Origin of the sequence: Bacteroides clarus (assembly GCF_015555825.1) — a bacterium.
Lineage (GTDB): Bacteria > Bacteroidota > Bacteroidia > Bacteroidales > Bacteroidaceae > Bacteroides > Bacteroides clarus.
Genome location: NZ_JADNLF010000011.1, coordinates 1 through 16,358 on the forward strand (window position 1 = coordinate 1; position 16,358 = coordinate 16,358).

14 protein-coding genes are annotated in these 16,358 nt (G+C 50.1%); 13 read left to right on the plus strand and 1 reads right to left on the minus strand.

The annotated features are described in order from the left end of the window. Nucleotides 1-285: 285 nt before the first annotated feature. Nucleotides 286-1,245 (plus strand): DUF5106 domain-containing protein, encoded by a 960-nt coding sequence (locus I2F54_RS12210; RefSeq protein WP_195501355.1) that lies wholly within the window; start codon nt 286-288, stop codon nt 1,243-1,245. A 90-nt stretch (nt 1,246-1,335) separates the two neighbouring features. On the opposite strand, the gene I2F54_RS12215 is transcribed toward I2F54_RS12210, so the two are convergent. Next, on the minus strand, nt 1,336-1,914 hold the full coding sequence (locus I2F54_RS12215) for an HdeD family acid-resistance protein (protein ID WP_195501356.1): 579 nt from the start codon (nt 1,912-1,914) through the stop codon (nt 1,336-1,338). 548 nt (nt 1,915-2,462) lie between these two features. Here I2F54_RS12215 and trpB point away from each other — a divergent pair. From trpB to I2F54_RS12275, 12 genes are all read left to right on the plus strand, one after another. Continuing rightward, nucleotides 2,463-3,644 carry a tryptophan synthase subunit beta gene (gene trpB, locus I2F54_RS12220; protein WP_195501357.1) on the plus strand — a complete coding sequence of 394 codons (1,182 nt, stop codon included), beginning with the start codon at nt 2,463-2,465 and terminating at the stop codon, nt 3,642-3,644. Nucleotides 3,645-3,765: 121 nt separating this feature from the next. Beyond that, nucleotides 3,766-5,193 carry an anthranilate synthase component I family protein gene (locus I2F54_RS12225; RefSeq protein ID WP_039951224.1) on the plus strand — a complete coding sequence of 476 codons (1,428 nt, stop codon included), beginning with the start codon at nt 3,766-3,768 and terminating at the stop codon, nt 5,191-5,193. 34 nt (nt 5,194-5,227) lie between these two features. Then, complete coding sequence (locus I2F54_RS12230) at nt 5,228-5,833, plus strand: anthranilate synthase component II (protein WP_148360446.1); 606 nt, start codon at nt 5,228-5,230, stop codon at nt 5,831-5,833. A 329-nt stretch (nt 5,834-6,162) separates the two neighbouring features. Continuing rightward, nucleotides 6,163-7,161 carry an anthranilate phosphoribosyltransferase gene (trpD, locus tag I2F54_RS12235; RefSeq protein WP_195501358.1) on the plus strand — a complete coding sequence of 333 codons (999 nt, stop codon included), beginning with the start codon at nt 6,163-6,165 and terminating at the stop codon, nt 7,159-7,161. A 221-nt stretch (nt 7,162-7,382) separates the two neighbouring features. Further along, complete coding sequence (trpC, locus tag I2F54_RS12240) at nt 7,383-8,261, plus strand: indole-3-glycerol phosphate synthase TrpC (protein ID WP_195501359.1); 879 nt, start codon at nt 7,383-7,385, stop codon at nt 8,259-8,261. Nucleotides 8,262-8,303: 42 nt separating this feature from the next. Beyond that, on the plus strand, nt 8,304-8,939 hold the full coding sequence (locus I2F54_RS12245; RefSeq protein ID WP_009123375.1) for a phosphoribosylanthranilate isomerase: 636 nt from the start codon (nt 8,304-8,306) through the stop codon (nt 8,937-8,939). Between the two features lie 58 nt (nt 8,940-8,997). Further along, on the plus strand, nt 8,998-9,777 hold the full coding sequence (gene trpA / locus I2F54_RS12250) for a tryptophan synthase subunit alpha (RefSeq protein WP_195501360.1): 780 nt from the start codon (nt 8,998-9,000) through the stop codon (nt 9,775-9,777). A gap of 84 nt (nt 9,778-9,861) precedes the next feature. After that, nucleotides 9,862-10,902: an asparaginase gene (locus I2F54_RS12255; protein ID WP_009123373.1), complete on the plus strand. Its 1,041-nt coding sequence runs from the start codon at nt 9,862-9,864 to the stop codon at nt 10,900-10,902. Between the two features lie 247 nt (nt 10,903-11,149). Beyond that, nucleotides 11,150-13,774, plus strand: a complete 2,625-nt coding sequence (locus I2F54_RS12260; RefSeq protein WP_195501361.1) for an LruC domain-containing protein — start codon at nt 11,150-11,152, stop codon at nt 13,772-13,774. 166 nt (nt 13,775-13,940) lie between these two features. Beyond that, nucleotides 13,941-14,300 carry a response regulator gene (locus I2F54_RS12265; protein WP_009123371.1) on the plus strand — a complete coding sequence of 120 codons (360 nt, stop codon included), beginning with the start codon at nt 13,941-13,943 and terminating at the stop codon, nt 14,298-14,300. 18 nt (nt 14,301-14,318) lie between these two features. Further along, nucleotides 14,319-15,485 carry a sugar transferase gene (locus I2F54_RS12270; RefSeq protein ID WP_118046845.1) on the plus strand — a complete coding sequence of 389 codons (1,167 nt, stop codon included), beginning with the start codon at nt 14,319-14,321 and terminating at the stop codon, nt 15,483-15,485. Between the two features lie 28 nt (nt 15,486-15,513). Then, nucleotides 15,514-16,353: a TolC family protein gene (locus I2F54_RS12275; protein WP_022218440.1), complete on the plus strand. Its 840-nt coding sequence runs from the start codon at nt 15,514-15,516 to the stop codon at nt 16,351-16,353. The last annotated feature ends 5 nt before the right edge of the window (nt 16,354-16,358 follow it).

Here is a 16,358-nt window from a genome sequence, read left to right on the forward strand (position 1 = left end):
CGGATGCAAAAGTAGAGGATTTTAATATACCGACCAAATATATCTTTCACTTTTTCCTAATATTTTTGAAACTTTTTTGTAACTGGCTGATTAGTAAAGATGTTGTAGAGCATATACTTTTAAAAGTGTTATACCTACCGACAAAATAGGTACATTATATATATACGTGCGCGCGAAAGCGGCTTCCTACTTCCATTATTTACTGTCCAAAGCAATGAGAATCATAATACACATATTTGGCGTTTAAGAATAAAAGCACTAATTTTACTTTTAAATAAAAACCGTATGAGATACAAAAAGATTATAGAACTATTACCAGCTTGCGCATTACTCTCTTTGCTATCGAGCGCAAACGGCGCATGCAGCAGCGGACAGGCAAGTAACAAACAAGAGAAAGTAGTCGTAACAGATACGATAACCGCTTTCGCATTACCCACAATCCCCACAATGCTGAATACTCCGGAATTGCGTGCCGATTATCTGGCGCGTCATTACTGGGATAATGTAAATTTCACCGACACCAATTACATACACCATCCCGAAGTGACGGAGCAAGCATGGGTAAACTTCATTGATATTCTGCGACTGGTACCCGCTTCAACAGGGGATACAGCCTTGAAAACCTTGTTTGCACAAGCTGAAAAAGAGAAAAAATGCTATATGTACCTGACTTCCCTTGCGGACAAATATCTATACGATCCAAACTCGCCGATGCGTAATGAAGAATTGTATATATCCGTGCTGGATGCCATGCTGAAATCTTCCGTCATGGATGACACAGAGAAAATTCGTCCGAAAGCCCGGCGGGAACTGGCGCAAAAAAACCGTGTAGGTACAAAAGCGCTGGATTTTACCTATACGCTCGCCAATGGCCAGCAGGGCAACTTGTACAATATCAAAGCTCCTTACACATTGTTATTTATCAATAATCCCGGTTGCCACGCTTGCGGTGAAACGATAGAAGCGTTGAAACACAGTCCTTCCATTCACCAAGCCACTGCACAAAGCCGGATGAAAATTCTGTCCATTTATCCCGATGCGGATTTGGCGGAATGGCGAAGACATCTATTGGATTTTCCTGTGGAATGGATTAACGGTTATGACAAGAAACAGACAATCGAGCAAAACAATCTTTACGACTTAAAAGCCATCCCAACCCTGTATCTACTGGATAAGGATAAAACTGTATTGCTGAAAGACGTTACAACCAAAGAAATAGAGGAATACTTGCAGAATATTCAGTGAACAGTTTCGGCATAGCGAGTTTCAAGGAGATAAACGGGTTTTTCAGAGAGAACCTCGCCCTTTATAAAAAAGAATAATATTCTCCGTCATTCATTCTATAATTTTTGCATCTTCGATATCGTCATCATCGGCCTTACTGCCGGTAACTGGTGCTTTAGGACGGAGACGAGTGAACTTGAACCAGTTTATCAGTTCCGAAACCGCATAAACCAAACTAGTGATTCCGATAATAATAAACGCCGTAGAGCGTACTCCCGTAGGATTGAACAGGGCAATCAATCCGGCAAGCAATATCAGTACCGGAACAACGTAGAATCCGCCCGGCACAGGTGTCCATCTGCGGGCAGCCGAAAGCGAAGCTATCTGCTGCACACCGCCCATTACAAGGATAAAGCCCAGCACGAACGTCAGCAAATCGGCAAAAAAGCCCGGCATAATAACCAGCCACAATCCGAACAGCAAGCTGCCTATCCCCTCGATAGGAAAACGGCGGCGCATCTCGGCACTCTGAGCGTAATATCCTATAATACTGATGAGCGAAGGCACAAGGAAAATGACACCGATCGTTATCACAAAATAATCACCGGCCTGGTCGGGAAACATTACCAACACCAGGCCTATTACCAGCGCGCACACGGCGCGCAAGAATGAATAACTTAATCCTTTCATGAGTTTTTGATTTTTTGCGAAGATACATTATTTATCTGAACAACCCCGCATGATAATACCGAAAAATCAGTTCACATTGAGCCAGGCGTTCAAGTCTTCGGCTATAAAAAGCCAATATAGCAATAAGACAATGGCAATAATCGCGCCTACGGCAATCAAATGTTTTCGCTTCATAGTTTGTTCCTTTCTTTTTAATAGTAAATAATAGCTGTTATCCGTTATAAAGAACAAAATTTTAAGAAAAATGTTCTTATACGAAAAAAAAGTAAGATTTGTTTTGGCGATTAAAACAATGTGCTTATATTTGCCCCCGGTTAAAATAAAAAAAGACAATGAAAACAATGTTCGTAAATACATATTGGTGGTGGCACCCGTTACAACTCCGGCAGTCGTAAGGGAGCAGTGCTCGTATGTATATATGTAATATATGATAGATATAAAAAGAGCCCTGTCGCACCAAGCGACGGGGCTTTTTTCGTTTAAGCGATGTACATCTCCCCCCCTATCAAATCAACGGTAAAATGATAAATAATAAAAAAGACAATAATATGGCGAGTTTCTTAGTTGACAAAGAAGGCTATTACGGAGAATTCGGCGGGGCATACATTCCCGAGATACTCCACAGATGTGTAGAGGAGTTGCAGAACACCTATCTCGACGTTCTGCAAAGTGAGGATTTCAAGCGGGAGTACGACCAGTTGCTGCGCGACTACGTAGGGCGTCCTTCTCCGCTGTATCAGGCCAAACGCCTGTCGGAGAAGTACGGTTGCAGGATTTATCTGAAACGGGAAGACCTGAACCACACCGGCGCGCACAAAATCAACAATACCATCGGCCAGATTTTGCTGGCACGCCGCATGGGCAAGCACCGCATCATCGCCGAGACAGGAGCGGGACAGCACGGCGTCGCCACCGCCACCGTCTGCGCATTGATGAATATGGAGTGCATCGTATATATGGGCAAGACCGATGTGGAGCGTCAGCACATCAACGTAGAGAAAATGAAGATGCTGGGAGCAACCGTAGTCCCCGTAACCAGCGGCAACATGACCTTGAAAGACGCCACCAACGAGGCCATACGCGACTGGTGCTGCCACCCTGCCGACACCTATTACATCATCGGCTCCACCGTAGGCCCTCACCCCTATCCCGATATGGTGGCACGCCTGCAATCGGTTATCAGCGAGGAGATTAAGAAGCAGCTCATGGAAAAGGAAGGGCGCGATTGTCCGGACTATCTCATAGCCTGCGTAGGCGGCGGAAGCAATGCCGCCGGAACCATTTACCACTATGTCGACGACGAACGCGCGCAGATAGTTCTCGCCGAAGCCGGCGGTAAAGGAGTGGAAACGGGCATGACGGCCGCCACCATCGCCCTCGGCAAACTGGGCATCATTCATGGAGCTCGCACCTACGTTATCCAGAACGAGGACGGGCAGATTGAGGAACCTTACTCCATCTCCGCCGGACTGGATTATCCGGGCATAGGTCCCATGCACGCCAACCTTGCCGCACGGAAACGCGCCATCGTACTCTCCGTAAATGACGACGAGGCTATCCGCGCCGCTTACGAACTGACAAAGCTCGAAGGCATCATCCCCGCATTGGAAAGCGCCCACGCCCTCGGCGCCTTGGAGAAACTGAACTTCAAACCCGACGATGTGGTGGTACTGACCGTTTCGGGACGGGGGGACAAGGATGTGGAAACGTATTTAAGTTATGAGTTATAAGTTATAAGTTATGAGGGTTTGTGATATAAACTGACTGTTACAACTTACTGCTACAACTTACTGCTACTACTATTTACTGTTACTACTATTTACTGTTACTATTTACTCAATAAAGGAAGCAATGAAACAATATAATTATCAAACGGTCAGCCGTACAGTGCTTGGCGACCTGCATACTCCCGTAAGCACTTATCTGAAAGTGCGCGACATCTTTCCTCAAAGCGCGCTCATGGAGAGTTCCGACTATCATGGCAGCGAGAACAACCGTTCTTTCATCGGGCTTTGTCCGGTGGCAAGCGTCAGCATAGACCACGGAACCGCCGTATTCCGCCTGCCCGACGGCACACGCGAGGAACATCCCGTTACCGGAGAGTACCGTGCGGAGAATGCTCTGCGGGACTTTCTCAACCGCTTTCATGTGGAAGGCGAGTACAGCGACTATTGCGGGCTGTACGGCTACACCTCTTTCAACGCCGTACGCTATTTCGAGAACATCCCCGTAAAGGACAGCCGCGAAGCCACCAACGATGCGCCGGATATGCTATACATATTATACAAGTATCTCATCGTTTTCAACGACTTCAAGAACGAGATGCTGTTGCTGGAAATGCTGGCTCCCGGCGGGAAAAGCGAGCTGGACAAAGTACGGAAAGCCATTCACAACCGCAATTATACCGTTTACGACTTCCGTGCCGTAGGCGAAACGACCTCTCCGCTGACGGACGAGGAGCACAAAGCCAACATCCGCCAAGGAATAGCCCACTGCATGCGGGGTGATGTTTTCCAGATAGTCCTCTCCCGCCGCTTCGAGCAACGTTTCACAGGCGACGATTTCAAGCTCTATCGCGCTCTGCGCAGCATCAACCCCTCTCCCTACCTGTTTTACTTTGACTTCGGCGGTTTCCGTATCTTCGGCTCATCGCCCGAAACGCACTGCCGCATCGAAGGACGCCATGCCTATATAGACCCCATTGCCGGCACTACCAAGCGCACCGGCGACCCGGAGCAGGATGCCGTAAACGCCCGTTACCTGCACGACGACCCGAAAGAAAACGCGGAGCACGTGATGCTGGTAGACCTCGCCCGCAACGACCTCAGCCGCAACTGCCACGACGTGAAAGTGGATTTCTACAAGGAGATGCAATATTACAGCCACGTCATTCACCTCGTGAGCCGCGTCAGCGGTACGCTGAACAGCGAAGCCGATCCTATCAAGGCGTTCATCGACACCTTCCCCGCCGGAACATTGAGCGGTGCGCCGAAAGTACGCGCCATGCAACTCATCAGCGAACTGGAGCCGCATAATCGTGGCGCCTACGGCGGTTGCATCGGGTTCATCGGTCTGAACGGCAGTCTGAATCAGGCCATCACCATCCGCACATTCGTCAGCCGCAACGGGGTACTGTGGTTCCAGGCAGGCGGCGGCATCGTAGCCAAAAGCAATGACGAATACGAGCTGCAAGAAGTGAACAACAAACTGGGAGCATTGAAGAAGGCAATTGTAATGGCGGAGAGAATGAAAGAAATGAAGAATGAGGATGAAGTATGAAGAATAAAGGATGAAGATTTTGAAAGATATGGAAATGAAAATAGTAATCATAGACAATTACGACTCTTTCACCTACAACCTTGCGCATCTGGTGAAAGAGCTCGGAGCAACGGTGGATGTGTTGCGCAACGACCGATTCGAAATGGACGAACTGGAGAAATATGATAAGATTCTTCTTTCTCCCGGCCCCGGTGTGCCCGAAGAAGCGGGATTGTTGCCGGATGTCATACGTACCTATTCCGGAAAGAAACCGATATTGGGAGTGTGCCTGGGAGAGCAGGCTATCGGACAGGTATTCGGCGGGAGATTAGTCAATCTCAGCAAGGTGTTTCACGGCGTACAGACCGATATACGGCTGACAGAACCGGATTACATTTTCCGGGGACTGCCTGAGAAAATACCTGTGGGGCGCTACCATTCTTGGGTAGTGGATACGGAAGGACTGCCTGCAACGCTTGCCGTTACAGCCGTCAGTCCCGAAGGGCAGATTATGGCGTTGAAACACCGGAAGTACGACGTTCACGGCATTCAGTTTCATCCGGAATCCGTGTTGACGCCGGACGGAAAGCAGATTATGAAAAATTGGCTGGACGGTGACGGAAAGGACGGAATAAACGGCGCAGCTTATGAAGGTAAATGACACAGTTCACGAGGATGCAGCGCAGACCTCATAAGGTACAAGCGGCCTCATAAGCACAGGTGCACATTGCGTGAAAAGCAAGCGCACACTGCGTGAAAGCCAAGCAAGCACTTCGTGAGAACCGAGCAGGCACTTCGTGAGAGCCGACCGCACACCTCATGGAAGCCGACCGCGCACCTCACAAGAGCCGGGCAGGCATCTCACGGGAGTGAAGCAAGCGCCTCACGAGAACAAAAAAACGTTACTCGGAAACATATTCGATTACTGATATCAGCACTCATGCTTAGCCATACATCAACTATAAACTTTTTAATCACTGACTTAAACAGATGAAAACAATATTAACCCGCCTCTTCAATCACGAAGAGCTCACCGCAGAGGAGTCCAGACAAATCCTGCTCAACATCAGCCGGGGGATGTATCCCGAGGCGCAGATAGCAGCGTTACTCACTGTTTTTCAGATGCGCGGCATCACAGTAGACGAACTGACAGGCTTTCGCGAAGCACTTATGGAGACACGAGTCCCGATAGACTTCGCGCCCTATCGCCCCATTGACATCGTAGGTACGGGCGGTGACGGAAAGAACACGTTCAACATCTCCACCTGCGCCTGCTTCATTGTGGCGGGAGCGGGTTACAAAGTGGCCAAGCACGGCAATTACGGCGCTACTTCCGTCAGCGGGGCAAGCAACGTAATAGAGCAGCATGGCGTGCGCTTCACCAATAATCCCGACATCCTGAAGCGCAGCATGGAAGAATGCAACATTGCCTACCTGCACGCCCAACTGTTCAATCCGGCAATGAAAACCGTCGGTTCTGTGCGCAAAGCGTTGGGAGTACGCACGCTGTTCAACCTGCTGGGCCCGCTGGTGAATCCGTGCAAACCCGCTTATCAGCTGCTGGGTGTGGCAGACCTCTCGCAGATGCGTCTCTACACAAATGTTTTCTACAAGCTCGGTATCGACTTTGCCGTCGTCAACAGCCTGGACAATTACGATGAAATCTCGCTGACCGATGAATTCAAGGTAATGACACGCAATTATGAGCGTATCTATCGTCCGCAAGCTCTCGGTTTCAACGCGGTACGTCCCGAAGAGCTTTCCGGTGGAGCATGTAAGGAAGACGCGGCACGCATCTTCGACAATGTCCTGAACAACCGTGCGGAAGCTGCCCAGACGCAATGTGTCATTGTCAATGCCGCCTTTGCCATCCAGGTCATGGAACCGGAAAAGGAGATTGAAGAATGCATCGCCATAGCCCGCGAATCACTGGAAAGCGGACGGGCGTTGAAGACATTGAAAAAGTTTATAGAAATAAGTAAAGGTTGAAAATCAAGTTATGCTATACTGTCATTCAGAGAGAAGCGAAGCATCTCTTCCCTTTGTGAATACAAGTCTTTATGTGAATGTCAAGAAGAGAGAAGATTCTTCGCTCTGAATGACAGATAGGATTAACCGATTATGCGCATTTACTTAAACAGCGCCATATCACCCCCAACCCATAACCCATAACTTATAACTCATAACTTATAACTCACCCCTCCCCTCCTATGGATATTCTATCTGAAATAACAGACCACAAACGAATCGAAGTGGAATTGCAGAAACAGGCTGTTTCACCCGAACAGTTGCGCGAGCAAGTACGCGACCTAATGGAAAACTCCCCTGCCCCACGCCGCAGCATGAAACGTGCGCTGGCTTCCTCACCCGCGGGAATCATTGCCGAGTTCAAGCGGCGCTCGCCCTCGAAGGGTTGGATATACGAGACGGCCAAAGCCGACGAAATACCAGCCGCATACGAGGCGGCAGGCGCTTCCGCCATCTCCATCCTTACGGATGAGAAATTCTTCGGCGGTTCGTTGCGGGACATCCGTACGGCACGTCCGCTGGTCGACATTCCTATCTTGCGAAAAGACTTCATCATCGACGAATACCAACTGCTGCAAGCACGTATCGCAGGCGCGGACGCCGTATTGCTCATCGCCGCCTGTCTGACGCAGGAAGAATGCGCCGACCTCACCGCCCGGGCGCACGCCCTGGGACTGGAAGTGCTGCTCGAAATCCACAGCCCCCGCGAACTTGCTTATATAAGTAAGGATGTGGACATGGTAGGCGTTAACAATCGTAACCTCGGCACATTCGTCACCGATGTGGAGAACTCGTTCCGCATAGCCGGACAGCTCCGGCAGACGATAGCCGGCGTCCGTAACGTTCCCGACGCCCAAGGCTCTTCCGATAACCCCCGAAACCTGCCGCTACTTGTTTCGGAAAGCGGTATTTCGCACCCCGAAACCATCTGCCGCCTGCGCACCGCCGGTTTCCGAGGCTTCCTTATCGGAGAAACCTTTATGAAAACCCCACAGCCGGGAGACGCGCTGAAAGGCTTCATACAAGGCATCGAGGAAACCGAAGCACAGAAATCTTTGTGAGCAATGAATAATGAATCGTAAATATAGTAAACAGTAACTCCCATGGCTTCTCTTATTATCAAAGTATGTGGTATGACCGAAGCGGAAAACATCCGCAATGTAGAGCAACTGGACGTAGATATGATAGGTTTCATCTTCTACCCCAAGTCTCCCCGTTGCCTGTGCGAAATGCCGGCATACCTGCCTGTGCACGCAAAGCGTGTCGGCGTCTTCGTAAACGAAAACAAGGACGACATCCTGATGTACACCGACCGTTTTGCGCTGGATTATATCCAGCTCCACGGCAACGAATCGCCCGAGTACTGCCGTTCTTTATGCAACAACGGCCTGCATCTCATCAAGGCTTTCTCCATCGCGCACCCCAAGGATTTGGCGGCCGTCTCCGCCTACAAGGGATTATGCGACTATTACCTGTTTGACACCAAAACGCCACAGTATGGCGGTTCCGGCAATCAGTTCGACTGGAACCTGCTGCTTCGATACACCGGAATGACACCCTTTCTGCTCAGCGGCGGCATCAACCCTTACAGCGTCAAAGCAATCAGGGAGTTCCATCACCCCAAACTGGCCGGCATCGACATCAACAGCCGCTTCGAAACGGCTCCGGGCAAAAAAGACGTGGAACGCATCGGGAAATTCCTTCAGGAAATAAGAGGCGGCGAACCTGCCGGCAAATAGCACCGCTACCCGCCGATAACGTAACAGACAACAATAAATCCATAATAACGAACTCACTATGAACCGTATCAACCAACTTTTCCAGAACAGCCCCCAAAACCTGCTGTCTATCTACTTTTGTGCCGGCTGCCCCACGCTCGACGGCACAGCCGATGTTATCCGCACGCTCGAAAAGAACGGAGTGGATATGATAGAAATCGGCATCCCCTTCAGCGACCCCATGGCGGACGGCATCGTCATTCAGGATGCCGCCACCCGCGCCCTGCGCAACGGAATGTCCCTCCGCATCCTCTTTGACCAGCTGCGTGACATCCGCCGCGATGTCCGCATACCGCTGATATTGATGGGGTATCTCAATCCTATCCTGCACTTCGGCTTTGAAGCCTTCTGCCGGAAATGTACGGAATGTGGCATCGACGGCGTCATCATCCCCGACCTGCCCTTCAGGGAATACGAGGCAAACTATAAGGCCGTCGCGCAAAAATACGACATCCGCATCATCATGCTCATCACCCCCGAAACCAGTGAAAAGCGCGTCCGCGAGATAGATACCCACACCGACGGATTCATTTATATGGTGTCGTCGGCAGCCACCACCGGCGCGCAAAAGGATTTCGACACCCGGAAACAAGCCTACTTCAAGAAGATTCAGGACATGAACCTGCGCAATCCGCGTATGGTAGGTTTCGGCATCAGCAATAAACAGACATTCGATGCCGCCTGCTCCCATTCGTCCGGAGCCATCATCGGAAGCCGCTTCGTCACTCTGCTCAACGAATATAAAGGAGATGCCGGAAAAGCCGTCGCGCACCTGAAAGAGGACTTGGAGCAAGGATGATAAAAGGGTTATTACTTTATCATTACCACCTTATCACTTTTTTTCCTATCTTTGTGCCCGAAAAAGAAGAAAAACGAGATATTTATGAAAGCAGATTACCCTTCCGTTCTCTTAATTTACACAGGCGGAACTATCGGAATGATAGAAAACCCGGAAACCGGCGCACTGGAAAATTTCAATTTCGACCACCTGCTCAAGCATGTCCCCGAATTGAAACGCTTCAACTACCGCATCTCGTCCTATCAGTTCGACCCGCCCATCGACTCCTCTGATATGGAACCTTCTCTGTGGGCCAAGATTGTCGAAATCATAAATGATAACTACGATAACTTTGACGGCTTTGTCATCCTGCACGGCACCGACACGATGGCGTATACGGCATCGGCGCTCAGCTTCATGCTCGAAAACCTCGCGAAGCCGGTTATCCTTACCGGTTCGCAGCTGCCTATCGGAACCTTGCGCACGGACGGAAAGGAAAACCTGATTACTTCCATCGAAATAGCCGCCGCCAAGCATCCCGACGGCACCGCCATCGTTCCCGAAGTATGCATCTTCTTTGAGAACGAACTGATGCGGGGCAACCGGACCACCAAAATCAATGCCGAAAATTTCAACGCTTTCCGCTCCTTCAACTATCCCGCCCTGGCAAAAGCAGGCATCCATATCCGCTACAACGAGCACAGCATCCGTCGCCCCGACCCTGCACGGCCGATGAAACCGCATTATCTCTTCGACACCAACGTCGTAGTCCTCACCCTGTTTCCGGGCATTCAGGAAAGCATCATCAATTCCGTACTACACGTTCCGGGGTTGAAAGCGGTGGTTCTCAAGACATTCGGTTCCGGCAACGCTCCCCAAAAGGAGTGGTTCATCCGGCAACTAAAGGATGCCACAGAGCGCGGCATCGTCATAGTCAACATCACCCAGTGCCAAAGCGGCGGCGTAGAGATGGGGCGTTACGAAACCGGCCTGCATCTTCTTCAAGCCGGCGTTATCAGCGGCTACGACAGTACGCCCGAGTGCGCCGTTACAAAGCTCATGTTCCTGCTCGGACACGGGCTGGACCAGACAGAAATTCGTCACCGGATGAATTCGGATTTAGCAGGGGAAATTACAAAAGAGTAATTTCCTCTTTTTTTCTTCTCCCCCCCTTCTGACTTTTTCCCTCACCCGTTCTGGATAGTATTTACAAGTTTTCAAGACCGGCAAATGGTCGGATTTAACAAAATATCCACCCTATTTTATCAAAAAAGACAATATTTACAACTAATAATCCGAATAATATGGCTATTTTTGCGGCGTAAACGAACTAAAAGTTGATTATTTTATTCAAGAAGCAAACAAAACATCAGAAATTTTTATAGATTGGCTTATGAAATTATTCTACCGTTTTTCAGTTATGGCAGCCATAGCCGGAACTTTGGCGTTTGCCGGTTGCACGGACGATGTGTACGATCCTGAAAGGGGGATTCAGACGGAACCGAAAGAAAATCCGTTAGGAGAAGATTTCGCCGCCCCTGACGGTTTTAACTGGTCTATGATTAACACCGTAAATCTGAACGTCGAGGTAAACGACGAGTTTGACGGTCGATACAAGTACCTTATCGAAGTATTCACCGCCAACCCGATATCCGATGTAAGCGCCGCGCCTATCGCAGTGGGTACCGCCGATAAGGACGGAAACTACAACGCGGAAATCAACGTCTCCAAAGCAACCGCGAGACTGTTCATCCGTCAGACCGACCCAAAGCAGCGCAAGGAAGTCTACGAATACGACATTCCCGAAAACGGCGGAGCATTGGAGTGTAAGTTATACAGCGTTTCAACCGGCACAAAAACAAGAGCCGCAAGCAGAGTTACAGCCAATTCCAACCCGGCAGCCGAAGCAGCCCGGGCAGCCGGCATAGTGGAAATCGCCGATAAGGAATATAAGGAAACGGAAGTCATCCCCGCCGTCCCGGGCACATCGGACGGCTATATCTCCGACAATCCTTGGGATGAAGGCGTACTGGCCGACGGCGCCGAGTATATTATAGGAAAGGAATACACTTCAGCCTCTCCCTACCTTGTGCAGCTAAGAACAAACAGAGGCAGGGCAACCGTATTCGTACAGGGTGTTTGGAAACTAAGCGATAATCATTCAAACCTCGATATATACGTAATGAACGGCGGTAAAATCATCGCCAACGCCCTTACCGTCGGCAACAACAATACCCTCACCCTGCAAAGCGGCGGCAGCCTCGAATGTACCTCTCTCAAATTAGGATGCCCCACCAAGAATTTCGGAAACATCAAGGTCGGCAAGGAGCTGAGCATGAATCTCGGAAACCGCCCGGAATTATTTAACGCGGGGAACATCGAAGCAGACGATGAAATCACTATCAACGGCAGCAACGTCATCAATCACGGCACATTAAGCGCCCATGAATTCAACTTCGTAAATGCCCGGATACTGAACAAGGCGGATTTAACCAGCACCACCGATATAGACCTCAACGGCAGTCAGCTATTCAACTACGGCAATATTAGCTTCGACGAAGCGGACGGTGAAATAGAAACCAACAACTCCACCGCAACCGCCATCGTCAACCACTATGAAGCCCGCATCAGCGGTCATGAAATAGAAGGCGGCCTGTCCGTCTACAACGACGGTTTCATCGAAACATCCAAGTTTACGAACTCATCATCCGATGTTCTATACAACAGTTGCACCGTCATCGTCAAAAAGGAATTCAAGTTCAGAAACGTGACATTAAACAAAGGCTCCATCACTGCCGGCCGTGCCGACGAAACCGACACCGAATGGCTGCCCGTACCCGAAATAGAAACCCTGAGCAATGCCAGGTTCACGCTGACAGACGGCTCCATGATTAAAGCCAAAGAGTTCAGAGTAAAACGCGGCGACGTCATTTTCCGGGCGGTGAACGTCACCAACGACGACAAGTCGATGATTAAGGCCGGAACAATTAAATTCGAGCAACCCTCTACCGTCCAATTGTTAAGCAACAATCTGGTCATAGAAGGAAAGATAGAAGGCCCCGACCGGTATCGCCCGTTTAAAAAGAACGAAAGCGTCAATACCGGTTATGACGAATCCAAATACACTATCGAGACTTGCGGCGGCATCTACGACGAAGGCAACAAAGGCGAAGAAGAGAAAAATCCCGACTTCCCCATCGAAATCGAAGACAGCGACGTATACACTTTCGCCTTCGAGGACAACTGGCCTGTATACGGTGACTTTGACATGAACGACCTCGTAATCGTAATGTCCAGAAAAGAGCTGCAAGTAGACAAAAACGGCATCGTGACCCGCCTCAGAATGACCCTCGAATTACGCGCGACAGGCGCCACCAAGACATTGGGAGCAGGCATCCGCTTCACCAAATTCCCCCGAAACATGAAGCCCGATAAATTCAGAATCGGCGGTGAGGACGTATCATTCGAGGAGCGGCAAAGCATCCCCACCTATATCCTCTTCGGTGACGCGCGCACCGAATTGTGGGGCGGCCGATACACCGACACGGAGAAGCGCATCAACACCATTGTCGGCGGCCCGTTCAAAAAGGACACCAAGGAATACAACATTATCATGGAAATTCCCGCCTCTGCCAACGTGAAGCCGGAAGACCTGAATATCAACCACATCGATATATTTGCCATCACAGCTCCCGCCACAGCCAAAGGAAAGCGCACGGAAGTGCACATAGCGGGCTTCGCTCCGACCGACTTGGGCGGCACTCATTACTTCAACAGCGGTAACGACGGCTCATCCGCCGCCGAAAACAGGTACTATCTCAGCCAAGAGAACCTTGCCTGGGCGGTCGTGATTCCCCAAGAGTTCGCATGGCCTGCGGAGAACAAGAAAGTCACGATGGTATACGATAAGTTCCGGTCGTGGATTACCACCGGCGGACAACAAGACAACGACTGGTACCGGTCGCACAACCAAGACGTATATCCTATTGAAAATCTGACTCCGCTCAATAAAGACTAAAGTACACCGATATACACATTCTCACGCTTTTTCTCACTTTGCCGTTAAAGTAGGTTAACAAGTCTTCATTGTTATTAGCAATCGGACGAGTTTAATAAAAAATAATAATTACTTTTGTTACTGCATAGCAAACAAACAAAGCGACAGCGCTATAATAAACAGAGCAATGAAAAAAATCTTATTGGTTGATGACAAAGCCACCATAGGCCGCGTACTCAAGATCTATTTAGGGACAGAATACGACCTGGAATATTTTGAAAACCCCTTAAAGGCCCTTGAGTGGCTTAACGAAGGCAATATTCCCGACCTTATCATCTCCGACATCCACATGCCCCATATGCGTGGCAACGAATTCCTGTACTATCTGAAAGGAAACGAGCTGTTCAGGCACATCCCCGTAGTAATGCTCTCCAGTGAGGAAAGCACCGTCGAGCGCATCCAGTTGCTCGAAGCCGGGGCGGCGGATTACATACTCAAGCCATTCAACCCGCTGGAACTCAGGGCACGCATCAAGAAATACATTTAAAAAAGCAGCAAGGAAGATATGTTATATTATATCTACATAGGAAACGGCCAAACCGCCATCGACCATCTGAGCAAGGTTACGGATGGCATGTTCGTTACTGTTTCCTGCGCCGATAAAGCGGCCGTCATCATAGACGGCATCCGCGAACGGTATAACACATCCATCCTTTACGAGCAAACCGACCCCGAAAAGGACTGCCTCGACATCGCCTGCCTTCACAGGAGATTTCCACGCGTCTACATCACCCTTATCACCGAAGGATTGCAGGCAGAAGAGCGCAAGGCCTATCTGCTGGCAGGCGTCAGCAACACACTGCCGCCGCAGGCCGACGCAGAGAGCATCCGCAGCATGACCCGGTTCCTGCAGATACGCCAAAAGCATAAAATGCAGGAATTCAGCCGTACCCACCGGAAGATGCTCAACACGTTTCACCTGCCCGCATGGAAACGCGCGTTCGACGTATTATTCGCCGCATGCGCATTGGTACTCCTTTCTCCGCTGCTCATCGGCACAGCCGTCGCCATCCGTCTCGAGAGCAAAGGCAAGGTCATTTACAAGTCGCAACGTGTAGGCAGTAATTACCGGATATTCAACTTCCTGAAATTCCGTTCCATGTACACCGATGCGGACAAACGGCTGAAAGAGCTCAACGCCCTCAACCAGTACAAGCTGGAAGAAGAAATAGCGGACTGCACTCCCGACATCCGTTTCGACGAGCTTACCGGCTCCCCCGACGAAGAAGCCGGCCTGCTGATTTCGGACGATTTCATCATACCGGAGAAAGATTTTTTGAAACAAAAAGCCCAATCCAAAGAAAGCCCGTTTGTCAAGATAGAGAACGACCCGCGCGTCACACGCATCGGCCGTTTCATCCGCAAATACAGCATCGACGAGCTTCCACAGCTATTCAACGTTCTAAAGGGCGACATGAGCATCGTAGGCAACCGCCCTCTCCCGCTCTACGAAGCCGAGCTGCTGACCAGCGACGCGTACATAGACCGCTTCATGGCGCCTTCCGGACTGACCGGGCTTTGGCAAGTGGAGAAACGCGGCGGAGCCGGCAAGATGTCGGCGGAAGAACGGAAACAGCTCGACATCAAATACGCGCAGGAATTCAGTTTCCTGCTGGACATGAAGATACTTCTCAGGACGTTCACCGCTTTTGTACAGAAAGAAAACGTGTAATCATTAAAACCAAAAACAAGACAGACGAATGATAAAAGCCCGTACATATACCTTATTATATCTCTGTGCAGTTACACTTATTCTGTTCCTGTCACCCCTGCCTGCCGGCGCCCAGAAAGACATGACGCGTGAAGAGCGAATCAAAATCCTGGAAGCGTTGAAAGAGAGCGACGCCATTCTGGAAAAGAGCATCTCGGGAGACAACCTGCCGGAGACGCGGCACTACATAGAAGGCTTCGAGCTGCCGCCCCTTTCCGTATTCATGGATGCCGTGATAGAAAACGCCACCGTAAAACGGGCGCAGTCCCAGGTAGAGCAGGTAAAGAACCAGTACCGCATAGAAAAAAGGAACTGGTGGAACTACTTCCGGCTGAACGGGAACTACGCCTACGGGCGTTACAACGTGCTGAACGACAACAGCGACTCCTTCACCGACTGGTATCAGTCCACCACAGCCAGCTCCCGCCACACCTTCAACGTAGGCGCCAGCTTCAGCGTAGGCCTCGGCGATTTGTTCAACCGCCCGCTCCGGCTGAAAAACTATCGTTACAACATCGAACAACTCCAATACACGCAGGAAGAAGTGATGGAAGAACGGCGGCTCAAAGTGCTGGAAGCCTATAACAATGTGACGGCGCAACTGGCAACCATCAAAGCCAAAGCGGAGAATGCCGCCCTCTACAACGCCCAGATGAAAATCTCGGAGAACAATTTCATACAAGGCAAAATAGACATCATCTCGCTCTCACTGGAGCGCGCGCGCCGTTCCGGGGCGGTAACTTCCTATGCCGAGGCGCGCGTCTCGCTGCATAACGCCATCATTTTACTCGAGATGCTGACCAACGTAAAAATAATCAAAGGGAAATAAAGTCT